Below are 21,994 nucleotides of genomic sequence, written 5' to 3' on the forward strand. Positions count from 1 at the left end.
CCTTCCGTTTCAGACGACTCGTTTTCCTCGGCGGGCCCTTGCTCGCATATCCCAGAGGTAGAGCTGATACCCGAGCACCCACACGTCGCGGGGGATCACCCGATCGGCGATCCGCAGGGCCGCCAGCAGCCACTCGAATCGCCGCTGTTGGCCGGCCGTCCACGTCATCCGCATATGGGCACGGAACTCGTCGGGGAGAAATCCGGTGGTCGCGAACAGGTTGAAGCGGCCCGCGAGCAGCCGCAGCGGTGCAGGCAGAAACGCCATCGCGGCAACTCCGTGCAGATGTTCGCGTACCGGCGGATCGATGTGCAGATGTTCGAGTGACTCTTTCCAGAAGACGTCGAACGCGGCGCGGTCCGCAGGCCACATGTCGTTTCGCACCTGCAGCGTGGTGCCGAGGGTGCGGGCATCGGCGTAGATCGCGTCGGCCGACACGTCGTCGAGCGGGCCGTAGAGATACTCGTGCATGTCCACGTAGTAGCGGTACAGGCAGGCCGCGACCCAGAGTTGCAGCCGAGGGTCGAAAGCGTTGTAGGACACCGGGCTTGAGGCTGTGGACCGAACCTGGGCATGGACCCGGTCGACCTGGTCGCGGATCAGTGCACGGTCGGCTTCGGTGCCGAGTGTGGCCGCGGCGAGGTACGTACCGGTAGTCCTCGCGCGCTTGAACGGATGCTTGTAGACGTTGCCGCTGTCCACCGGGCTTTCCAGCACCCCGTAGCCGACGCCGGGCGCCGACAACTGCATGATGACGTTGGCCGCGGGCAACAGCGCCGCCGCCGGGTTGAGGAGATCGGTTACGCGTCGTGGCCGCCGTGGTGGACCCAACCTCATGAATTCGAGTAGATCACTTTGTGAGACGCTGCCGAGGTGTTTGAGCCGACATGTCGCGTCCGGGCTGCCGGCATCGCCATCGGATACGTCGCCGACCTGCTGCTGGGGGATCCGCGCCGCGGCCACCCCGTGGCGGTCTTCGGGACCGGCGCCACCCGGTTGGAGCGTGTGACGTACGCCGACAATCGCCGCGCGGGCGCTCTGCACACGGGACTGCTGCTGAGCGGGCTGGCCTTGCTCGGCGTGGCCGCGGGACGCTCCGCATCGGTGACCGGGTTGGCCACGTTCGTCGCACTCGGCGGCACATCGCTGAATCGCGTGGGCGGTCAGATGGCGGCGCTGCTCGAGGCTGACGATCTCGACGGGGCCCGTCGGCTGTTGCCATCGCTGTGCGGCCGGGATCCCGCCGCGCTGGATGCCGCCGGGCTCACCCGCGCGACGGTGGAATCGCTCGCGGAGAACACCTCCGACGCCCAGGTGGCGCCGCTGGTGTGGGCCGCAGTTGCGGGGGTTCCTGGCGTGCTGGTGTACCGCGGAGCCAACACGCTGGACGCGATGATCGGGCACCGGTCTCCGCGCTATCTCCGATTCGGTTGGGCCGCGGCGCGTTTCGATGACGTCTTGAACTATGTGCCGGCCCGGTTGACCGGTCTGCTTGTCGCGGCGTGCGCACCCGTGGTGGGTGGTTCACCCGGGGCGGCGCTGCGCGCGTGGCGACGTGACGCGGTGCGCCATCCCAGTCCGAATGCCGGTGTGGCCGAGGCCGCGTTCGCCGGGGCGCTGGGCCTGCGGCTCGGCGGCCCGACGCAGTACGCGCATCAACTGGAGATCCGCCCGACTCTGGGCGACGGGCGCGTGCCCGAAGTCGTCGATGTCGGCCGCGCGGTGCGATTGTCGCGTGCGGTCCAGGCCGCGGCGGCCGCGGTGGCGGTGGCGGCCGCAGCCCTCAGTGCCGCCGGCCGTAGCGGTCGGCGAGCTTCTCCTCGGGCGTGAGTTGCCGGTCCGGTTGGCCGGGCTTGGCCGCGCGCTCGCGTCTGCGCTGCTGGATCTCGGCATAGATGAAGTAGCCCAACCCGATCGGCGCGACGATCCCGAACGCGATCCACTGGATGCCGTACGACAGGAACGGGCCCGCGTCGAGGTGGGGCAGCGGAATCTCGCCGAGCCCACCCGGCTGGCCGCCAACGAGTTGAAGGTACGAACCGGCCAGCGGCACCCCCGTCACCGAGGCGATCTGGGTCGTGCTGATCGAATACACCTGCTGCACACCGTCGGTGCGGAACGGTTCCTTGCCGGTGGCGATCGCCTCGGAATCCCGCAGGCGGGCGGTGATCGTCACCGATCCGGTGGGCGGGGCCGCGATGGGCGGGACGCCCGAACCCTCCTCAGGTTTCACGTAGCCGCGGTCCACGAGCACGACCGGGCCCCCGTCGACGGCGAACGGCGTCAAGACCTCGTACGCGGGATCGCCGTCGATGACCCGCAGCCGGGCCACCACCTCGGCCTCGGGCAGGTAATGCCCGGTGGCGGTCACGCGCCGCCACTGGTCATCGGGCGCCGCGGAATCCTGTTGCGGGAGAAGCGTGGTCACGGGCACCGGATCGGCCTGCAGCGAGTTCGCGATCTGGTTGTTCTCCCGCGATGTCTTGGTGTTCTTGCCCAGCTGCCACGGCGCGAGCACCGTGAAGCACAGGTAGGCGAACGCGATCACGACGACGAACAACGCCAGCCACTGCGGCCGGAACAGGAAACTCAAACGCCGCATCACACCATGATTCCTCGAGGGTCCTCCCGTGCCGCAAGCGCCGCGTCGACCCAGTCGTGCAGCCCGGGCAGGGCGGCCTCGATCACGGTGAACACCGCTTCGAAATCGTCGCGCGTGCCGTAATACGGGTCTTCGACGTCGGGGGTGTGTGCACCCGAGCGCGGGTCGAACGAGCGCAGCATCCTCAGGCGGTCCGGTTCGACCCCGAGGTCGGCGAGGATCCTGGCGTGGTTGCGGCCAAGCGCGACGACCAGATCCGCGCCGAGATGATCGTCGTCGACCTGAGCTGCGCGATGCTCGCTGGGATAGCCGTGTTCGGTGAGGACCAGGCACGCGCGCGCGTCGGCGCCGTCACCGGCATGCCAGCTTCCGGTACCGGCGCTCGTCACCCGGACGGCGTCGGCGAGCCCGCGTTCGCTGATCTGGTGCGCGAACATCTTCTCGGCCATCGGCGACCGGCAGATGTTGCCGGAACAGACGAACGTCACGTGTAGTGGGTCAGACACCGAGCACCCCACGCAACGCCTCGACGGTCTGCACCTGGGCGCGCGCGGCGACGGCGGCCGGGCCGGCGAAGTCAGCGGTGCCGTAGCCCCAGCCGACCACGACGGTTTCGATGCCGTGCTCGGCGGCGCCCTCGACGTCGTGCACGCGGTCACCGACCATCAGCACCCGTTCCGGCAGCGGCTGCAGTTGGGCCAGCGCGTGCGCCACGACGTCGGCCTTCGCCGCGCGCGTGCCATCCGGGCTCGCGCCCGCGATCACCTCGAAGTACCCGTCGAGCCCGAAGTGCTCGAGGATGAGGCGGGCGGTCGGCTCGGCCTTCGAGGTGGCCACGGCCAGCCGCACCCCGGCCGCCCTCAGGTCGGCCAGTAGCGCCGGAATGCCGTCGAACAGGCTGTTCAGCGCCCAGCCGCGGCTCGTGTAGTCGGCGCGGTATGCGGCAATGGCCGCATCGGCATGCTCGCCGAGGCCCATGTCGCGCAGCGTGTAGTGCATGGGCGGGCCGACGACGCGGCCGACCAGGTCACCGTCGGGCACATCGGCGCCGACGGCGCGCAGCGCATGCCGGAAACTCGACACGATGCCCTCGGCCGAATCGGTGAGGGTGCCGTCGAGGTCGAACAGCACCAACTGCGGCCGAGTGCCCTGCGGCAGCTCGCTGACTACGCCGGTCTCGGGGCTGGTCTCAACGTCGGTCACAGCACAATTGTCCCTGATCCCCACGCGGTCCGGATGCCCGGCCGGTGGCGCCGCCCACTACTGTCGTGCTGTGCCGTGCCCATCGCCGAGTCCAACCCGCGCGGCCGCCCGCTACCACGGTGACCAGGCTGCCTTGCCGGGCATGCTGGATTTCGCGGTCAACGTGCGCGCCGGCTCTCCACCGGCGTGGCTGACCGACCGGCTTGCCGCCCGGTTGCCCGATCTCGGCCGCTATCCGACCGCAGCCGACGCACACCGTGCCGCCGCAGCCGTCGCGGCGCGCCACGGCCGCGAAGAATCGGAGGTGGCGTTGCTGGCCGGTGGCGCCGAGGGCTTTGCCCTGCTGCCCGGATTGCGGCCGCGGCTGGCGGCGTTGATCGCGCCGTCGTTCACCGAGCCCGAGGCCGTGCTGACGGCGGCCGGTGTGCCCGTGCACCACGTCGAGCTCGCGCCGCCGTTCACGCTGGCCGGCGTAGCGGTGCCGGACGAGGCGGACCTCGTCGTCGTCGGCAATCCGACCAATCCCACGGGCGTGCTGCACCTGCGCGAGCAGCTTCTGGCCCTGCGTCGGCCGGGCCGGATCGTCGTGGTCGACGAGGCCTTCGCCGACGCGGTCCCCGGCGAGCCCGAGTCGTTGGCCGCGGATTCGCTGCCCGACGTGCTGGTGCTGCGTAGCCTCACCAAGACCTGGGCGCTGGCGGGGTTGCGAGTCGGCTATGCGCTCGGCGCGCCCGAACTGTTGGCCCGGCTGACCGCACGCCGCGCGCACTGGCCGCTGGGGACGCTGCAGTTGGAGGCCATCGCCGCGGCGAACACCTCCGAGGCGGTGGCCGAGGCCGAGGCGGGTGCGCGGCGGCTGGCGGCTCTTCGCGTCGAGATGGCCGCTGCGCTGGACGCACTCGGCCTCGAGGTGGTCGCCGGCGCCGCGCCGTTTGTCCTGTTCGCCGTACCGGACGCGGAGTTGATGCGAAAACATCTGGAAACCAAGGGTATTGCCGTGCGCCGTTGCGATACTTTCGTGGGCCTGCGCCCGAACTACCTGCGCGCCGCGGTGCGCACGGAGTGGCCGGCTTTGGTGGACGCCGTGAGGGAGGTGCTGAAATGAGTGCCCGACTGGCTGATGTCATCGCGGTGTTGGATGCCGCCTATCCACCGCGGCTTGCCCAGGACTGGGATTCGGTCGGGCTCGTGTGCGGTGACCCCGACGAACCCGTCGAATCGGTCACCATCTCGGTCGACGCCACCGAGTCCGTCATCTCCGAAGTGCCCGATCGCGGGCTGCTGCTGGCGCATCACCCGCTGTTGCTGCGCGGGGTGGACAGCGTCGCGGCCAGCACCGCCAAGGGATCGCTGATCCACCGGTTGATCCGCACCGGGCGGGCCTTGTTCACCGCGCACACCAATGCCGATTCCGCATCGCCTGGCGTATCGGACGCGCTGGCCGATGCGCTCGCGCTGAACGTCGAGAGCGTGCTATCGCCCGTCGCGGCAGGCCCGGATCTGGACAAGTGGGTGGTGTTCGTTCCGGCCGGGGACGCCGAGGCGTTGCGTGCGGCACTGTTCGCGGCGGGTGCGGGCCGGATCGGCGACTACTCGCACTGCAGCTGGAGCGTGACCGGGACGGGGCAGTTCCTGCCCCATGACGGCGCGTCGCCGGCGATCGGTGAGGTCGGCAGCGTCGAACGGGTGGCCGAGGACCGGGTCGAGGTGATCGCGCCTGCGCGGTTGCGCTCGACGATCCTGGCCGCCATGCGCGCGGCGCACCCGTACGAGGAACCGGCCTTCGACATCATCGCGCTGGCCCCGATACCCGGTCATGTCGGAATCGGTCGGGTCGGTTCGCTGGCTCGGCCGGAACCGTTGTCGGCGTTCGTATCCCGCGTGTGCGCGGCGCTGCCTGCCACGTCGTGGGGTGTGCGCGCGTCCGGTGATTCCGAGGCCATGGTGTCGCGCGTCGCGGTGTGCGGGGGAGCGGGCGACTCGCTTCTCGGTGCGGTCGCCTCGGCCGACGTGCAGGCGTACGTGACCGCGGATCTGCGCCACCATCCCGCCGACGAACACCGCCGGGCGTCCGAGATCGCGCTCGTCGATGTCGCACACTGGGCCAGCGAATTTCCGTGGTGTGCCCAGGCGGCCGACGTGCTGCGCAGGCATTTCGGTGACACCCTGCCGGTGCGGGTCAGTACGGTGCGCACCGATCCATGGAACGTCGAGAGTTAGCCGGTAGGGGAGCGAAAAATCATGAAAGCCGAAGTTACCCAGCAACGTTCGCTACTCGCGCTGACCGAGGTCGACGCCGAGCTGGCACGCATCGAGCACCGGGCCAAGCATCTGGCCGAGCAGCAGCGCCTCGACGAGGCTCAGGCCGAGTACGGCGCCGCCAACGACCGGTTGGCCACCCTGGGAATCGCGCTGGAGGACCTTGGCACGCAGGTGGCCAAGTTCGAGACCGAGATCGACGCGGTGCGCCAACGCGAGGACCGTGACCGCGCACTCCTCGAGGGCGGCGCGGTGGGCGCCAAACAGGTGACCGAAATCCAACACGAACTGGAGACCCTGCAGCGCAGGCAATCTAGCCTGGAAGATTCTCTGCTGGAAGTCATGGAGCGCCGCGAGGAACTGCTTGCCCAGCAGGCCGACGCGCTGCGCCGCATCGATGAACTGCAGACGGCGCTGTCGGACGCCCAGCAGGCGCGCGATGCCGCACACACCGAGATCGAGCAGTCCCGCCATCAGTGCGTGACCCGCCGCGACGCGCTCGTCGATTCCATCGACGACGAGTTGGTCGGCCTCTACGAGCGGCAGCGCGCACGTGGTGGTGCCGGCGCCGGCCTACTGCAGGGCCGCCGCTGCGGAGCATGCCGGATCGAGATCGACCGCGGTGAGATCGCTCGCATCTCGGCCGCCGCAGACGACGATGTGCTGCGCTGCCCGGAGTGTGGAGCAATCCTGTTGCGGGTCAAGCCATGAAGGTGCTCGTCGAGGCTGACGGCGGGTCGCGCGGTAACCCGGGACCGGCCGGGTACGGCGCCGTCGTCTACACCGCCGACCACGGCACGGTGCTGGCCGAGCGCAAAGAGGCCATCGGCCGGGCCACCAACAACGTCGCCGAATACCGCGGGCTGATCGCGGGTTTGGAGGCGGCAACCGCCCAGGGCGCCACCGAGGTCGCGGTGTCGATGGACTCGAAACTGGTGGTCGAACAGATGACGGGCCGCTGGCGCGTCAAACACCCTGACCTGGTCGACCTGCAGCGCCGGGCCGCGGGCCTCGCCGACGCGTTCGATCACGTGAGCTACCGCTGGATTCCGCGCGACCGCAACAGCTATGCCGACCGGCTGGCCAACGAGGCGATGGACGCGGCGGCCGGGGTGGTCGACGAGGCGGAGCCGGCGAAGAAGCCGGTCGAGGCCGACAAGCCGTCGGCTCCCGGCTGGACCGGCGCGGTCGGCGCACCGACGCGGCTGCTGCTGTTGCGGCACGGCCAGACCGAATTGTCGGTTCATCGCCGCTATTCGGGCCGCGGCAATCCGGCGCTCACCGAAGAGGGCCGGCGCCAGGCCGACGCCGCGGCGCGCTATCTGGGTGAGCGGGGTGGGGTCGCGGCGGTGCTCACCTCGCCGTTGCAACGGGCCTATGACACCGCCGCGGCCGCCGCCAAGGCGCTCGGGCTCGACGTCACGGTCGACGACGATCTGATCGAAACCGACTTCGGCGCGTGGGAAGGCTTGACGTTCGCCGAAGCCGCGCAACGCGATCCGGAGCTGCACCGGCGTTGGCTGCGCGACACCAGCGTCGAGCCGCCCGGCGGGGAGAGCTTCGACGCCGTTGCGCACCGCGTGCGTCGCGCCCGCAACCGCATCATCGCCGACCACGGCGCCGCGACGGTTCTCGTGGTGTCACACGTGACGCCGATCAAAACCGTGCTGCGGCTCGCCCTCGATGCCGGCGAGGGCATCCTCTACCGGCTGCACCTCGACCTGGCGTCGCTGTCGATCGCCGAGTTCTATGCCGACGGCGCCTCATCGGTGCGACTCGTCAACCAGACCGCCTACCTGTAGGTCAGGCGTGCAGGTGTAGCTGCTCGCCGTGCGGGCCGAAGATCGTGATGGCCTCCACCGGGCCGTCCACCACGCCGAACCAGTGCGGGCTCCACGTCGAGAACTCGACGGCCTCACCGGGTTTGACGATGAAGTCCTGCTCGCCGAGAATGAGCCGCAGCTGCCCGGACAACACGTACATCCAGTCGCGGCCCTCGTGCACCGGCAGTTCGGCAGGCGGCTTGCGGCGGCGGGCGCTGATGCGGATCTTGAACGCGTGCAGCCCGCCGGCCGGACCATGCCGGGTGAGCGGCCAGTACGTGATGTCGTGGTGGGTGTGCGAGCTGCCCTTGACGCGCGGATCTTCGGCCTCCGGTGCGCGCAGCAGTTCGTCGGTGGTCACCGACAGGGCGGAGGCGAGCCGGGGCAGATGGTCCAGTGCGAGCCTGCGTTTACCCGATTCCAGCCTGCTCAGCGTCGACACGTCGATCTGTGCGCGGGTCGCGACATCCTCCAGGGTCAGGCCGCGCTGCACGCGTAGCTCGCGCAGCCGGCGCCGGACCATGGCGTCGACGTTCTCCTCTGCACTCGTATTTGCCTGCATGGCAAATTAGCTTGGCAGTTTATCGCTGCGTCGGCAAGCTCGGGATATGGACGTTGAAGTTATGGACAAGCCATGGGACTGCATCATCGTCGGCGGCGGTGCGGCGGGTTTGAGTGCTGCACTCGTACTGGGCCGGGCGCGGCGGCGGGTTCTGCTCGTCGACGCCGGGCAGCAGAGCAACCTGGCCGCCCACGGCATCGGCGGGCTGCTCGGCAGCGACGGCAGGCCGCCTGCCGAACTGTATGCGGCGGGCCGTGCCGAACTCGCCGTCTATCCGACGGTGGAAGTGCGTACCGGCGAAGTCGTGCGTGGTGAACAGGGATTCGTGCTCGAACTGGGTGACGGCACCCGCGAGCAGGCCAGGGCGGTGCTTCTCGCGACGGGGATGGAATACCGGCCGCCGGGTATCCCAGGCCTCGAACCGCTGTGGGGCCGTTCGGTTTTCCACTGCCCGTTCTGCCATGGCTGGGAGATGCGGGACGCGCCGCTCGCGGTCGTCGCCCGCGGTGACCGTGCCGTGCACTCGGCATTGTTGCTTCGTGGCTGGACCGAGGACCTGATTGTCCTGACCGACGGCGACGGCGGCCTGGACGACAGTCAGATCAAACTGCTCGACGCGGCGGGGGTCAGCGTCGACGACCGCTCGATCGCCCAATTCCTCGCAGAAGACGGCGAATTGGCCGCCGTGGAGTTCACGGACGGAACGCGGTTGGCGCGCCGCGGCGCACTTGTCGCCACCACGCTGCACCAGCGCTCGCCGCTCGCCGCACAACTCGGTGCGGTCGCCGCACCAGGACCGGTCGCCGCTGACGCCCTCGTGGTCGACGCATTCGGCCGCACCTCCGTACCGGGCGTGTTCGCCGCGGGAGACCTGAGCGCCCAGATGCCTCAGGTTGCGGCCGCCGTCGCGACCGGAAGCCAGGTGGGCGCAGCGGTGGTCCAGTGCCTGCTGGCCGAGGACGTCGGGCTGCCGGTCCCGCCGTGGCCGACGCATTCGGAGGTGACGGCCCAGTACTGGGAACGTCATTACGGGCAGCGCGGCCGGATCTGGAGCGGACGCGTCAACCCGCAGCTCGCGAAGCTGGCCGCGGGCCTGAGCCCGGGCCGTGCGCTGGATCTCGGCTGCGGCGAGGGCGGCGACGCCGTCTGGCTCGCCGAGCAGGGCTGGCAGGTGACGGCCACCGACGTCTCCGACACCGCGCTCGGGCGGGCCGCCGCCGAAGCGAAGGCCCGTGGCGTGGCGGACCGCATCACGTTCGAACGGCACGATTTCGCCGAGAGTCTTCCGGAGGGCCGCTTCGACCTGGTGTCGGCTCAGTTCCTGCAGTCGCCCATCGCGATGGACCGGCCGGCCTTGCTGCGCCGCGCCGCCGGGGTGGTAGCCCCGGGCGGGCTGCTGATCATCGTCGACCACGGTGCCGCCCCGCCGTGGGCGCCCGAGCACGTAAGGAAATTCGAGTTCCCCAGCGCTGACGACGTCGTGTCCGCAATCGATCTGCCCGACGAGGAGTGGGAGCGGATCCGCGTCGGAGCCGAAGAGCGTGACGCGACCGGTCCGGACGGGCAGCGCGGCACGCTGATCGACAACGTGATGGTGTTGCGTCGCAGGGACTGACCGCATCGAGACCGACGCAGTGGTCGCCGGCACGGCGTGGCATCGACCATTGCGTCGGTCTCGACACGGCTCAGGTGCGCTGGGTCAGCCGGACGCTGTTGCCCGACGGATCGCGGAAACCGGAGTCGATGCCGTAGGGCATCTGGTTGGGCGGCTCGGTGAACTCGACGCCGCGGGCGGTGAGCTCCTCGTAGCTCTTCTGGCAGTCCTCAGTGGTCAGAAACACCGTGCCGGCGAAGCCTTTTGCGGTCAGGTCGAGCACCTGTTTGCGGGTGTCGTCGTCCATCACGGGCTGGCCGGGCACGGCCATCAGCACGATGCTGACATCGTCCTGACCGGGCGGGCCGACCGTGAGCCACCGGAACGGCGTGTCGACATCGGGCAACGTAACGTCTTCGCGCACTTCCATTCCGACCTTCTCGGTCCAGAATTTCAGCGCGGCTTCCTGGTCGTGAACCCAGAGGTGCGTGCTTGCGATTCTCATCATGCGACCGACGCTACGGTCGGGCGTCGGTGCCCGTCTTCTTCCCGTGTGCTGTTTTCCGGGTGTCGCGCGCCAGAACACAACTCGGCACCGGGGCGCGCAGCGCCGCGGGCGGCAGGCTCGCGCGGTAGGCCGCCGGCGGCTTGCCGTAGACCTTGGCGAAGCTCGACGTGAACGAGCCCACGCTCTGCAGTCCGACCATCACGCAGATGTCGGCGACCGAGCGGTCGGTGTTGCGCAGCAGCGCCGCGGCCCGCTCCAATCGCCTGCTCTGCAGATAGGCGCGCGGAGACTCCCCGAAGGTGCGAGTGAACATCCGGCTGAAGTGTGCGCGGGACAGGCCGGCGGCCGCCGCGAGGTCTTCGACGGTGATCGGGTCGGCATACCGCGCGTCCGCCAGGTCCTTCGCCCTGAGCAAATATCGGGCAGGTGGCACCTGCGGCATGGATTTAAGGGTACGGTGATCTGCGCGAACGAGTTGGCCGGGCGGCCGCGGCACCCTCGGGTGTCGAGGAAAGTCCGGACTTCACAGAGCGGGGTGATTGCTAACGGCAATCCGAGGTGACTCGCGGGAAAGTGCCACAGAAAACAGACCGCCAGAAATGGTAAGGGTGAAACGGTGCGGTAAGAGCGCACCAGCACCCCGGGTGACCGGGGTGGCTAGGCAAACCCCACCCGAAGCAAGGCCAAGAAGGCCGCAACCTGGTTGCGGTCGCGCAGGCGCCGGAGGGCTGCTCGCCCGAGCCTGCGGGTAGGCCGCTTGAGGCACCCGGCGACGGTGTGCCCAGATGGATGGTCGCCGCCTCGCCCCCGGGCGAGGAACAGAATCCGGCTTACAGGCCAACTCGTTCGCCCCTGCGTCAGTGCCGGGTCTGGTGGACCGCCTTGTCGAGCTTTCGCAGCGCATCCTCCAGGAGCGCGCGCGAATGCTGGGCGACCTCGTCTTCCAATTGGTAGAGCAGACCGTAGGTGAAGGTGTCCTCGCCCGCGGCGTGCGCGGCTTCGGCTTGCGTGCTCAGGTGCGTCTTGCTCACCACGGCGTCCTGATGATCGCCCAACAGCGATTGGATGGCCTTGGCCCGGTCCGACACCTTGGTCGCACCCGTGGCGGCCGCGGTGTAGCGAAGACGCTTGGCGCCCTTGCGGATTCGGTGCAGCGCCTCGTCCTTCTCCTCGGCGTCGGCCGCGCTGGACTCCGCGGCCGCCTTCGCGGCCTTTGCCGCCTTTCGTACCCGCTTGTACGCCGAGGCGATCGTCGCCGATGAGCCGTCCTCGCCGGTGTCGTCCGGGGGTTCGGCGGCGACGAGATCGTCGAGTGCGTCGAGGAGCCGGAAGTAGCGCTGCGAGCGCATCGCCAGCAGCGCGCGGCGCAGGCCGGCGGCGTACCGGTGGTTGGCGCCGTCGACGAGCCGTTCCCGGACCGCGCCGCGCACGAGTTCGGTGGGCAGTTCGTCGAGCGCGCGCTGATAGCGCTCGGCGAGCACTTCGGCGTCGCGGGCCACGCCGAGCAAGGCCGCGAGTGCCCGTAGCTCGTCGAGAATCCAGCCGTGGTCGGCCAACGGGAACGCGTCTTTGGAAGCCTGTAACAGGCTGCGTATCTTGCGCGTCGTCACGCGCATCTGGTGCACCGAGTCGTACGCGTCCGCACGCACCGCGCGGTCCCACACGAACAGTTCCTCGATCTGTTCGGCGATGGCGCGGTGCATCGGATCGTCGGGCATGGGCCGCTCCGCGGCGGCGGTGCCCGCGGTGTCGAGCACCCTGGCGAGTTTCGAACCGTGCCCGGCAGGCTGCGCTCCCGCGTCGGTCAACCGGTTCGACAACCGGTCCATCAGATCGTCGGGAACGTCGGTGTCCAGCAGTTCGAGTTCCCACTCCCGCCACTGCTGCGCCTCGTCCTCGTGCCCCGCGGCCGACGCAGTGACATGGTCGTCGCAGAACTCGGCGAGCGGGGCGCCGCTGTGTCCGTACAGCAGGTCGACGCTGCGCTTGGTGGATATGCGGGCGACCGGCGAGAGCGGCCGGTCGCGGATGATCGCGAGCACGATGTCACGCAGGTCCTCGGGAACGGCCTCATTGTCGGCGTCTTGGGTCAGCGGTGCGCGCACCTCGGTGCGGGCATCCGGACCCGCGGGCAGTTTGAGGTGCCAGCCGGCGTCGGTGCCGCCGGTGCGTCGCCGCAGCGTGATGCGGTGCGCAGCGAGGTCGCGCTCGGGTGTGTCGAAGTAGACAGCGTCCAACTGCTGTGACGGGGACCGCTCGACGCGCGCAACTGCGGTCAAACCTTCGAATGAGGGGGATACGGTCGCGTCGGTCACTGCGAACTTGCGCTCGACCTCGGTGTACGTGGAGGTTTTGGGCTTGTCTTGGGCCATGGTCACCTTCGCTGTGCACCGGATCAGATGGCACCAGCGTGCCACACCCGAATGGTTGCCCTGAACCGACCGAAGGTCACGTGAAGGTTAAGACTTCCCGCCGCGCACAACACCTTCCACCGGTTTCTGAGGAAGTCTCTTAATATTGCGGGCATGGGTCTGGAAGCGATGACAACGAGCGGCGCCGCGGCACGCCTGAAGGTCGCCGATTACCTGGATTCGGATGGCGAGATCGCCATCCCCGACGGCTCCACGCTGCTGTCGCATTTCGACGGCAACGTCGCCGATCTCGGTGATACACCGGCTTATCGATATCTGGATTTCGATCACGACGGCCAGGCCGTCGAACTGACCTGGGCGCAGCTGGACACCCGGGTACGCGCGGTCGGAGCCCGGCTGCAACAGGTGACGGCCCGCGGCGATCGCGTGGCGATCCTGGCCCCGCAGGGCGTCGAGTACGTCGTCGCATTCTTCGCCGCCATCCGCGCCGGTGCCATCGCGGTTCCGCTGTTCTCCCCGGAGTTGCCCGGGCACACCGAGCGGCTCGATGCGGTGCTCGGCGACGCGAGCCCGTCGGCCGTACTGACCACGACTGCGGCCGCCGAGTCGGTCGGGACGTTCTTGCGCAAGCTGCCGCGGTCGCGGCGTCCCCGCATGATCGCCGTCGACGCCGTGCCCGACTCCGTCGGCGCCGAGTTCCGCGCACCGGACCTGCGGACCGACGACATCGCCTACTTGCAGTACACGTCCGGCTCCACCCGTACACCGGCCGGTGTGGAGATCACGCACCGGGCCGCGTGCACCAACGTGCTGCAGATGATCATCTCGGTGGGCCTGGACTGGAACATCCGCAGTGTCAGCTGGCTGCCGCTGTTCCATGACATGGGTCTGCTGATGATCATGTTCCCGGCACTGTGCGGCGGCCACATCACGTTGATGTCGCCGGTGGCGTTCGTCCGTCGCCCGTACCGCTGGATCAAGGAACTCGGATCGTCCGACCTGCCGACGTTCGCCGCGGCACCCAATTTCGCGTATGAACTCGCGGCCCAGCGCGGCCTGCCGCCTGCCGGCGAAGAGCTGGACCTGAGCAACGTCGCCGGGCTGATCAACGGTTCCGAGCCCGTCAGCATGTCCTCGATTGAGGTGTTCAACACCGCCTTCGCGCCGTACGGACTCGCACCGACCGCGGTCAAACCGTCGTACGGCATGGCCGAGGCGACGCTGTTCGTATCGACGATCGCGCCCGACGCCTCGCCGAGCGCGATCTACGTCGACCGCGAGGAGCTCGGGGCCGGCCGCGCCGTCGTGGTGTCGCCCGACGCGCCCGCTGCCGTGCCTCAGGTGTCCTGCGGGCAGATCGCGCGCAGCCAATGGGCGGTGATCGTCTCTCCCGACGACGACGTCGAAGCCGAGCTGCCGGACGGCCAGGTCGGTGAGATCTGGCTACACGGCGACAACGTCGGGCAGGGCTATTGGCGCCGGCCGCACGAAACCGAGCTCGCGTTCCGCAACAAGCTGCAAACGCGGCTCGAGCGCAACAGCCATGCCGAGGGCGCGCCCGAGGGCGCGTCGTGGTTCCGCACGGGCGATCTGGGCATGTACGTCGACGGCGAGCTGTACATCACCGGCCGGATCAAGGACATGGTGATCGTCGACGGCCGCAACCATTACCCGCAGGATCTGGAGGCCACCGTGGCCGAGGCCTCGCCCGCCGTGCGGGCGGGATTCGTCGCGGCGTTCTCCGTGCCGTCCCCATCCGGTGAACGGCTGGCGATCGTGGCCGAGCGGGCCCCGGGTGCCGGGCGCGCCGACCCGGCGCCGATCGTCGACGCGATCCGCGCCGAGATCTCGCGGCGCCACGCTGTCGCCGTGGCTGACGTCAAACTGGTTGCGGCAGGGTCGATTCCGCGAACGACGAGCGGCAAGCTCGCGCGCCGTGCCTGCCAGCAGCAGTACCTGGCCGAGCTGCAGCAGGCGTGACGGGACCCGGCCCGGTGACAGAATGTTGAGATGACCACCGGGGCGATGGCTGGCGCGGGACGGGGCCGTCCGCGCCTGGAACAGTCCCGCAGGCCCGGCAAGACCGCCCGCGAGGAGATACTCGACGCCGCGGCCGAGCTGTTCACCACACACGGCTACGCCAGCACGTCCACGCGTCGGATCGCCGACGAGGTCGGGGTGCGCCAAGCGTCGCTGTACCACCATTTCGCGACCAAGGACGACATCCTCGACGCGCTGCTGACCGGGACGGTCGACGCTCCGCTACGCCTGGCAACAAATCTGGCGGGGGAGTCCGGCCCGGCCGCGCCGCGGTTGCACGCGCTCGTGGTCGGCGACGCCACCCAGCTGTGCGCGGGGCGGTGGAATCTCGGCGCGCTGTACCTGCTGCCGGAACTGCGGACCGATCGCTTCGAGCCCTTCCGCCGCAGCCGCGCCGAACTGCGCAGCCGGTATCGGCGCCTGTCTGCCGCCGTCATCGGCGAGTGCGGCGGCCCGCCCGATGCCGACGACCTGCCGTTCCGCCTCGTCGAATCGGTGATCAACAGCCGCTCGGACGACGCCGACATACCGCTCGAACAACCCTGGGTGATCGGTGAGGGCGCGTTACGGGCCGTCGGCTACCACGACGATTTCGCAGGCCTGGTACGCGCGACCGCGGACAGGCTGGGTGTGCGACCACCGCAGTGAGCGGCCCGCTAGAGTCCGGATCGTGACCGAGCCCACGTACGAAGCCATCGCCTTCGAACAGTCCGGCGCCATAGCGCGCATCACGCTGAACCGCCCGAACGCCGCAAACGGCATGAACGACACCATGACTCGTGAACTGGCCGATGCCGCCAGGCGCTGCGACACGGTGGGCACCAAGGTCGTCGTGCTGACCGGATCGGGCCGGTTCTTCTGCGCGGGCGGCGACCTGAAGTCGTTCTCCACCGCGCCGGCCCGCGGGCAGTACATCAAGGGCGTCGCCGACGACCTGCACCGGGCCATCTCGTCGTTCGCCCGGATGGACGCCGTGCTGATCACCGCCGTCAACGGCACCGCCGCGGGGGCCGGCTTCTCGCTCGCCGTCACCGGAGATCTTGTCCTGGCCGCCGAATCGGCGTCGTTCACCATGGCTTACACCAAGGTGGGGCTGAGCCCGGACGGCAGTTCGTCGTACTACCTGCCGCGGCTCGTCGGCGTGCGCCGCGCACAGGAACTGATGCTGACCAACCGCACGCTGTCGGCCGCCGAGGCGCAGGACTGGGGCCTGGTCACCGAGGTGGTCGCCGACGCCGACCTGGCGGAGCGGGCCGGCAAACTCGCCGAACAGCTGGCCGGTGGGGCGGCCGGGTCGAACGGCGCGGTCAAGACGCTGCTGCTGTCCTCGCTCAAGAACAGCCTCGAAGAGCAGATGGAGGCCGAAGGCCGGTTGATCGCCGCGCGCGCGGACTCGGCCGACGGCCGCGAAGGGGTGGATGCGTTCCTCGCGAAGCGCCGGCCCGAGTTCGCCTAGCGGCTGCTAGTAGCTGTGCTCCTCGGCCGGGAACACCCCGGCCGCCACATCCTGCGCGTATTGCGTTGCGGCGCGGTGCAATTCGCCGCCCACGTCGCCGAACCGGCGGACGAACTTCGCGGTCTTGCCGCTCGTGAGGCCAGCCATGTCCTGCCAGACCAGCACCTGGGCGTCGCAGTTGGGGCCTGCGCCGATACCGACCGTCGGAATGGTGAGCTTGCCGGTGATCTGGGTGGCCAACTCGGCGGGCACCATCTCCAGCACGACCGCGACCGCGCCGGCTTCCTGGACGGCGATCGCGTCGGCGATGGTCTGATCGGCGGCATCGCCGCGGCCCTGCACGCGGAAGCCGCCGAGCCCGTTGACGCTCTGCGGTGTGAAGCCGATATGGGCCACCACGGGGATGCCTGCCGCGGTCAACGTCGCGATCTGGTCGGCGACGCGTTCACCGCCTTCGAGCTTGACGGCCTGCGCGCCGGTTTCCTTCATGAACCGGGTCGCGGTGGCGAGCGCCTGCTGTGAGCTCGACTCGTAGCTGCCGAACGGCAGGTCGGCGACGACGAGTGCGTGCGGGGCGCCCTTGACGACTGCCCGCGCCAACGGGATCAGCTCGTCGATGGTGATCGGGACGGTGGTGTCGTAGCCGTAGACGACGTTTGCCGCGGAATCGCCGACCAGAAGCACCGGAATGCCGGCATCGTCGAACACCCGCGCGCTGGAGTAGTCGTAACAGGTGAGCATGGCCCACTTGTGGCCTTCGGCCTTCCATTTCTGGAGCGTGACGGTACGAACTTTGGTGCGGGGTTTCGCGTCCTGCACAGCGTCCGGAGACGCGCTGGCAGCACCGTACACAGACTGTTCAGACATCGTTGTCCCTCGATTGATGGTCTTTTCGAATCCTCGAGGCCGATATATGGTCCCCGGGTTCGGCTGACAATGTCAGTCTGCCACCCGCGGGAAAATGGGTAAACGACTCGTTAAGTGGATTTCCTCACAGTTGCCGACTCGTCTCCCTACGATCAGGCGCATGCAAAGGCTCAGCGGACTCGACGCCAGCTTCCTCTATCTCGAAACCGCGGCCCAGCCGATGCATGTGTGCTCGGTGCTCGAACTCGACACCTCGACCATGCCCGGCGGTTACACGTTCGACCGGATGCGCGACGCACTGTCGCTGCGGATCAAGGCCATGCCGGAATTCCGTGAGAAACTCGCCGACAGCCGGTTCAACCTCGACCATCCGGTTTGGGTGGACGACAAGGACTTTGACGTCGATCGGCATCTGCACCGGATCGGGCTGCCTGCGCCGGGTGGTCGTACCGAGCTCGCCGAGATCTGCGGGCACATCGCGTCGCTGCCGCTGGACCGCAGCCGGCCGCTGTGGGAGATGTGGGTCATCGAAAACGTCGCGGGCACCGATGCCCACGCCGGCGGGCGGCTAGCGGTCATGACGAAGGTGCATCACTCCGGCGTCGACGGCGTCACGGGCGCCAACCTGATGTCGCGGCTGTGCACCACCGAACCCGACGCGCCGCCACCGGATCCGGTCGATGGAGTGGGCGGGGCGACCGGGCTGGAGATCGCGATCAACGGCGCGGTGAAGTTCGCGACGAGGCCGTTGAAGCTGGTCAACATTCTGCCGACGACAGTGTCGTCGGTGGTCGACACGGTGCGCCGGGCGCGCAACGGCATGACGATGGCGGCCCCGTTCGCCGCCCCGAAGACCGCGTTCAACGCCAACATCACCGGTCACCGCAACATCGCGTTCGCGCAGCTCGACCTCGAAGACATCAAGACCGTGAAGAACCACTTCGGCGTCAAGGTCAACGACGTCGTGATGGCACTCGTGTCCGGCGTGCTCCGCACGTTTCTGGCCGATCGCGGTGAGTTGCCAGAGAATTCGCTCGTCGCGATGGTGCCGGTCTCGGTGCACGACCGGTCGGACCGGCCCGGCCGCAACCAGGTTTCGGGGATGTTCTCCACGCTCGGAACCCACATCGACGATCCGGCCGAACGCCTCAAGACCATCGCTGAAGCGAATTCGGTTGCGAAACAACATAGTTCGGCGATAGGCGCCACGCTGCTGCAGGATTGGACGCAGTTCGCCGCTCCGGCGGTGTTCGGCGTCGCCATGCGGGTCTACGCGGCCAGCCGGCTGTCCGGTGCCAAACCCGTGCACAACCTCGTCGTCTCGAACGTGCCGGGGCCGCAGGTGCCGTTGTATTTCCTCGGTGCCGAGGTCAAGGCGATGTATCCGTTGGGGCCGATATTCCACGGCTCGGGCCTCAACATCACGGTGATGTCGCTGACCGGCAAGCTCGACGTCGGCATCGTGTCGTGCCCGGAACTGCTGCCCGACCTGTGGGACCTGGCCGACGACTTCGCCATCGCGCTCGATGAGTTGGTCAAGGCAACCCGGTAATACCCCCTGGTCGACTGGCCCTGACCGGTGCTCGCCGCAAGTCATGGCAGCATGTGGTGCCATGAAGGTCAGGATCAGGTTCGGTGCGCTGCTGGCGGTGATGGTGCTGGCGGTGGCGGGCTGCAGCCAGGTGATCGAGGGGCGCGCGATCATCGCGGTGCCCAGGCCGGGCACCCCGGTGCAGTGGTTGCCGTGCAATGCCGGAGCGGGCGATCAGGCGCCCATTCCCGACGCCGCCGAATGCGGCCTGCTTTCGGTGCCGGTGGACTACTCCAAGCCCGACGGTGACGTTGCCAGAATCGCGATGATCCGTTTCCCGGCCACCGGTCAGAAGATCGGTTCGCTGGTGATCAACCCGGGCGGCCCCGGCGAATCGGGCGTCGAGTCCGCGCTGTCGCTGCTGCCGAGCCTGCCGCAGTCGGTCAAGGAACGATTCGACATCGTCGGGTTCGACCCGCGCGGCGTCGCATCGTCGAACCCGGCGGTCTGGTGCAACTCCGACGCCGACAACGACCGCCAGCGTGCCGACCCGACGGTGGAGTACACGCCGGAAGGCGTCGCCCACCTGGAGGCCGAGACCAAGGCGTTCGTGCAGCGTTGTGTCGACAAGATGGGTGAGGAGTTCCTCGCCAACGTCGGCACCGAGAACGTTGCCAAGGACCTCGACGCCATCCGGGCCGCGCTCGGCGACGAGAAGCTGACCTACCTCGGCTACTCCTACGGCACGCGCATCGGTGCGACCTATGCCGAGGAGTTCCCCGACAAGGTCCGCGCGATGATCCTCGACGGTGCCGTCGACCCCAATGCCGATCCGGTCGAGGAGAGCGTGCGCCAGGCCGCGGCCTTCCAGAAGGCGTTCGACGACTACGCCGCCGACTGCGCCAAGAGCCCCGACTGCCCGCTCGGCACCGATCCGGCCAAGGCTGTCGACGTCTACAAGACCATCATCGATCCCTTGGTCCAGAACCCGGCGAAGACGCGCGACGGGCGCGGGCTGAGCTACAGCGACGCGACCGTCGGCACGATCCTGCCGCTGTACTCGCCGAACCTGTGGCGGCATCTGACCGATGCGCTCACGTCGCTCAAGGAGGGTGACGGCAACCTCATGCTGGCGCTGGCCGACCTGTACATGGGCCGAGATGCCAAGGGCCACTACAACAATTCGACCGACGCGCGCGTGGCGGTCAACTGCATGGACAAGCCCGCGATCACCGATCGCGCGGTCGTCGTCGAGCAGGACCGCAAGCTGCGCGAAGCCGCCCCGTTCATGAGCTACGGCGAGTTCACCGGCAATGCGCCCCTCGGCGCATGTGCGTTCTGGCCGGTGCCGCCGACCAGCACGCCGCACGAGATCTCGGTGAGCGGGCTGCCGCCGGTGCTCGTGGTCTCGACGACCAACGACCCGGCCACCCCCTACCAGGCCGGTGTGGACCTCGCCCGGCAACTCGGGGGCACGCTGGTCACGTTCGACGGCACGCAGCACACCGTGGTGTTCCAGGGCGACAAGTGCATCGACGACATCGCCGCGACCTACCTGGTCGACGTGACCGTCCCGCCGCCGGGCACCCGCTGCTGACCGCCGCCGAACCTCAAGGTCACCGTATGGTTGCCGGCCGATCTCTGGTCGGCTTCAGCCGCAGACTCGGCCGTGCGGGCCGTGCGACCATGTCAGCCGTGCGGTGGTGGGTGGGCGGAATCCTGACTTCGATGCTGCTTGCCATGCCCGCGCTCGGGACGCCCGTGGCATCCGCCGCACCACCGGCGTGGGGTGGCTGCGCGAACTGGATTCCCGACGTGTCGGCGATCCCGACCGCTCAATGCGGCACGGTCGCGGTGCCTGTCGATTACGCGGATCCCCAAGGCGCGCAGGCGCAGTTGGCCGTCATCCGGGTGCCGGCAACCGGTGACCGCATCGGCGTGCTGATGGTCAACCCGGGCGGACCGGGGGCGTCGGCCGTCGACACCGTCGCGGGCATGGGTGCCGCGCTGGCCGACACCGAGATCGGTCGCAGGTTCGATCTCGTCGGGTTCGACCCGCGCGGCGTCGGTCACTCCACCCCGCAATTGCGTTGCCGCACCGATGCCGAATTCGACGCGTACCGCCGCGAGCCGATGGCCGACTACAGCCCGGCCGGCGTAGCCCACATCGAAGGTTTGTACCGCCAGTTCGCCCAACAGTGCCTGGACCGGATGGGGGCGCCGTTCCTGGCCAACATCGGCACCGCGTCGACGGTCCGGGACATGGACGCGGTGCGGGCCGCCCTCGGCGAGAACCAGATCAACTATCTGGGTTTCTCATACGGCACCGAATTGGGCGCGGCCTATGCCGAGCAGTTCGGCGACCGCGTGCGCGCGATGGTGCTCGACGGCGCGGTCGACCCGAGCGTCGACCCGATCACCAAGAACATCCGCCAGATGGCGGGATTTCAAAAGGCTTTCGAGTCATACGCCGCTGACTGCGCGAAATCCCACGGCTGTCCACTCGGCACCGACCCGGCCCAATTCGTCGGCCGCTACCAGCAATTGGTCGACCCGCTGGTGGCACGTCCCGGCGGCACATCCGATCCGCGGGGGTTGAGCTACCAGGACGCCAACACCGGGACGGTCAACGCGCTGTACTCGGCGCGGTACTGGCCGTATCTCACGAGCGGGCTGCTCGGGTTGCAGCGCGGCACCGACGCGGGTGATCTGTTGCTGTTGGCCGACGACTACCAGCATCGCGACGATGCGGGCAGATACCAGAACCTGCAGGACGCCTTCACCGCCATCCGGTGCGTCGACGCGCCGTATCCGACCGATCCGGCCGTATGGGCCGACGCCGACCGGCAGATCCGGGAAGTCGCGCCGTTTTTGGCCTACGGCGGATTCACCGGATACGCACCGCGGGACGTCTGCGCGCTCTGGCCGGTGCAGCCCACCTCGGTCCCGCACGAGGTGCGCGGGCCGGGACCCGGCAAGGTCGTTGTGGTGTCGACCACGGGCGACCCCGCGACGCCGTATCAGGCCGGGGTGGATCTGGCGCGGCAAATGGGTGCGGCGCTGATCTCGTTCAACGGCTCGCAGCACACCGTGGTGTTCAACGGCGACGCCTGCGTCGACACCGCGGTGCTCAACTTCTTCGTCAACCAGCAATCGCCGGGCAACCTCAATTGTTAG

General features: G+C 68.9%; 21 protein-coding genes and 1 other RNA gene. 13 read left to right on the forward strand and 9 right to left on the reverse strand.

Features of this window, described 5'->3' with window-relative positions; genetic code table 11:
* Positions 1 to 9: 9 nt before the first annotated feature.
* Positions 10 to 837, reverse strand: a complete 828-nt coding sequence (locus ACRCUN_RS32345) for an oxygenase MpaB family protein (RefSeq protein ID WP_462145689.1) — start codon at positions 835 to 837, stop codon at positions 10 to 12.
* A gap of 36 nt (positions 838 to 873) precedes the next feature.
* On the opposite strand from ACRCUN_RS32345, the gene ACRCUN_RS32350 reads away from it, so the two are divergent.
* Entirely contained in the window at positions 874 to 1,830 is a 957-nt protein-coding gene (locus ACRCUN_RS32350) for a cobalamin biosynthesis protein (protein WP_462145690.1), read from the forward strand.
* Here the strand turns inward: ACRCUN_RS32350 and ACRCUN_RS32355 are convergent.
* The 3 genes from ACRCUN_RS32355 to ACRCUN_RS32365 are packed head-to-tail and all read right to left on the reverse strand — an operon-like array spanning position 1,784 to position 3,805.
* The gene (locus ACRCUN_RS32355; RefSeq protein ID WP_462145691.1) at positions 1,784 to 2,602 is read right to left on the reverse strand and encodes an SURF1 family cytochrome oxidase biogenesis protein; all 819 of its coding nucleotides are present in this window, start codon (positions 2,600 to 2,602) and stop codon (positions 1,784 to 1,786) included. The genes ACRCUN_RS32350 and ACRCUN_RS32355 overlap by 47 nt on opposite strands.
* Positions 2,602 to 3,108: a low molecular weight protein-tyrosine-phosphatase gene (locus ACRCUN_RS32360; protein ID WP_462145692.1), complete on the reverse strand. Its 507-nt coding sequence runs from the start codon at positions 3,106 to 3,108 to the stop codon at positions 2,602 to 2,604. The genes ACRCUN_RS32355 and ACRCUN_RS32360 overlap by 1 nt, the downstream gene beginning before the upstream one ends.
* Positions 3,101 to 3,805 (reverse strand): HAD-IA family hydrolase, encoded by a 705-nt coding sequence (locus ACRCUN_RS32365; RefSeq protein ID WP_462145693.1) that lies wholly within the window; start codon positions 3,803 to 3,805, stop codon positions 3,101 to 3,103. Before ACRCUN_RS32365 ends, ACRCUN_RS32360 begins: the two co-directional genes overlap by 8 nt.
* Before the next feature lie 70 nt (positions 3,806 to 3,875).
* Between ACRCUN_RS32365 and cobC the strand changes: the two genes are divergently transcribed.
* Genes cobC through ACRCUN_RS32385 form a run of 4 tightly spaced genes read left to right on the forward strand, consistent with a single transcriptional unit; the run spans position 3,876 to position 7,866 of the window.
* Positions 3,876 to 4,910, forward strand: coding sequence for an Rv2231c family histidinol phosphate aminotransferase CobC (cobC, locus tag ACRCUN_RS32370; protein ID WP_462145694.1), 1,035 nt, complete (start codon positions 3,876 to 3,878; stop codon positions 4,908 to 4,910).
* Complete coding sequence (locus tag ACRCUN_RS32375) at positions 4,907 to 6,025, forward strand: Nif3-like dinuclear metal center hexameric protein (RefSeq protein WP_462145695.1); 1,119 nt, start codon at positions 4,907 to 4,909, stop codon at positions 6,023 to 6,025. The genes cobC and ACRCUN_RS32375 overlap by 4 nt, the downstream gene beginning before the upstream one ends.
* Before the next feature lie 21 nt (positions 6,026 to 6,046).
* Positions 6,047 to 6,775 (forward strand): zinc ribbon domain-containing protein, encoded by a 729-nt coding sequence (locus tag ACRCUN_RS32380; RefSeq protein WP_462145696.1) that lies wholly within the window; start codon positions 6,047 to 6,049, stop codon positions 6,773 to 6,775.
* Positions 6,772 to 7,866 carry a bifunctional RNase H/acid phosphatase gene (locus ACRCUN_RS32385; RefSeq protein ID WP_462145697.1) on the forward strand — a complete coding sequence of 365 codons (1,095 nt, stop codon included), beginning with the start codon at positions 6,772 to 6,774 and terminating at the stop codon, positions 7,864 to 7,866. Before ACRCUN_RS32380 ends, ACRCUN_RS32385 begins: the two co-directional genes overlap by 4 nt.
* A gap of 1 nt (position 7,867) precedes the next feature.
* Here ACRCUN_RS32385 and ACRCUN_RS32390 read toward each other — a convergent pair whose 3' ends face one another.
* Complete coding sequence (locus tag ACRCUN_RS32390) at positions 7,868 to 8,449, reverse strand: type II toxin-antitoxin system RelB family anti-toxin (protein ID WP_462145698.1); 582 nt, start codon at positions 8,447 to 8,449, stop codon at positions 7,868 to 7,870.
* A 46-nt stretch (positions 8,450 to 8,495) separates the two neighbouring features.
* On the opposite strand from ACRCUN_RS32390, the gene ACRCUN_RS32395 reads away from it, so the two are divergent.
* A complete protein-coding gene (locus ACRCUN_RS32395; protein ID WP_462145699.1) occupies positions 8,496 to 10,064 on the forward strand; it encodes an FAD-dependent oxidoreductase in 1,569 nt (522 codons plus the stop codon).
* 70 nt (positions 10,065 to 10,134) lie between these two features.
* Here ACRCUN_RS32395 and ACRCUN_RS32400 read toward each other — a convergent pair whose 3' ends face one another.
* Together ACRCUN_RS32400 and ACRCUN_RS32405 are read right to left on the reverse strand one after the other, a co-directional pair.
* Positions 10,135 to 10,551 (reverse strand): VOC family protein, encoded by a 417-nt coding sequence (locus tag ACRCUN_RS32400; protein WP_462145700.1) that lies wholly within the window; start codon positions 10,549 to 10,551, stop codon positions 10,135 to 10,137.
* Positions 10,552 to 10,561: 10 nt separating this feature from the next.
* Positions 10,562 to 10,993, reverse strand: a complete 432-nt coding sequence (locus ACRCUN_RS32405; protein WP_462145701.1) for a helix-turn-helix transcriptional regulator — start codon at positions 10,991 to 10,993, stop codon at positions 10,562 to 10,564.
* A 29-nt stretch (positions 10,994 to 11,022) separates the two neighbouring features.
* On the opposite strand from ACRCUN_RS32405, the gene rnpB reads away from it, so the two are divergent.
* Positions 11,023 to 11,400, forward strand: an RNA gene (gene rnpB, locus ACRCUN_RS32410) — RNase P RNA component class A.
* Positions 11,401 to 11,408: 8 nt separating this feature from the next.
* On the opposite strand, the gene ACRCUN_RS32415 is transcribed toward rnpB, so the two are convergent.
* Positions 11,409 to 12,923 (reverse strand): CYTH and CHAD domain-containing protein, encoded by a 1,515-nt coding sequence (locus tag ACRCUN_RS32415; protein ID WP_462145702.1) that lies wholly within the window; start codon positions 12,921 to 12,923, stop codon positions 11,409 to 11,411.
* A gap of 153 nt (positions 12,924 to 13,076) precedes the next feature.
* Between ACRCUN_RS32415 and ACRCUN_RS32420 the strand changes: the two genes are divergently transcribed.
* From ACRCUN_RS32420 to ACRCUN_RS32430, 3 genes are read left to right on the forward strand one after another with little or no spacing between them, the layout of a single operon-like run.
* Positions 13,077 to 14,903, forward strand: coding sequence for a fatty acyl-AMP ligase (locus ACRCUN_RS32420; protein WP_462145703.1), 1,827 nt, complete (start codon positions 13,077 to 13,079; stop codon positions 14,901 to 14,903).
* A gap of 45 nt (positions 14,904 to 14,948) precedes the next feature.
* Positions 14,949 to 15,611, forward strand: coding sequence for a TetR/AcrR family transcriptional regulator (locus ACRCUN_RS32425; protein WP_462145715.1), 663 nt, complete (start codon positions 14,949 to 14,951; stop codon positions 15,609 to 15,611).
* Between the two features lie 22 nt (positions 15,612 to 15,633).
* Complete coding sequence (locus tag ACRCUN_RS32430; protein ID WP_462145704.1) at positions 15,634 to 16,419, forward strand: enoyl-CoA hydratase/isomerase family protein; 786 nt, start codon at positions 15,634 to 15,636, stop codon at positions 16,417 to 16,419.
* A 6-nt stretch (positions 16,420 to 16,425) separates the two neighbouring features.
* Here the strand turns inward: ACRCUN_RS32430 and panB are convergent, their stop codons facing one another.
* Positions 16,426 to 17,286, reverse strand: a complete 861-nt coding sequence (panB, locus tag ACRCUN_RS32435) for a 3-methyl-2-oxobutanoate hydroxymethyltransferase (RefSeq protein ID WP_462145705.1) — start codon at positions 17,284 to 17,286, stop codon at positions 16,426 to 16,428.
* A gap of 220 nt (positions 17,287 to 17,506) precedes the next feature.
* Between panB and ACRCUN_RS32440 the strand changes: the two genes are divergently transcribed.
* The 3 genes from ACRCUN_RS32440 to ACRCUN_RS32450 all read left to right on the forward strand — a co-directional run bounded on the left by ACRCUN_RS32440 (position 17,507) and on the right by ACRCUN_RS32450 (position 21,994).
* Positions 17,507 to 18,838 carry a WS/DGAT/MGAT family O-acyltransferase gene (locus tag ACRCUN_RS32440; RefSeq protein ID WP_462145716.1) on the forward strand — a complete coding sequence of 444 codons (1,332 nt, stop codon included), beginning with the start codon at positions 17,507 to 17,509 and terminating at the stop codon, positions 18,836 to 18,838.
* Between the two features lie 61 nt (positions 18,839 to 18,899).
* The gene (locus ACRCUN_RS32445) at positions 18,900 to 20,414 is read left to right on the forward strand and encodes an alpha/beta hydrolase (RefSeq protein WP_462145706.1); all 1,515 of its coding nucleotides are present in this window, start codon (positions 18,900 to 18,902) and stop codon (positions 20,412 to 20,414) included.
* A gap of 89 nt (positions 20,415 to 20,503) precedes the next feature.
* Complete coding sequence (locus ACRCUN_RS32450) at positions 20,504 to 21,994, forward strand: alpha/beta hydrolase (protein ID WP_462145717.1); 1,491 nt, start codon at positions 20,504 to 20,506, stop codon at positions 21,992 to 21,994.

The organism is Mycobacterium venezuelense, assembly GCF_054919535.1.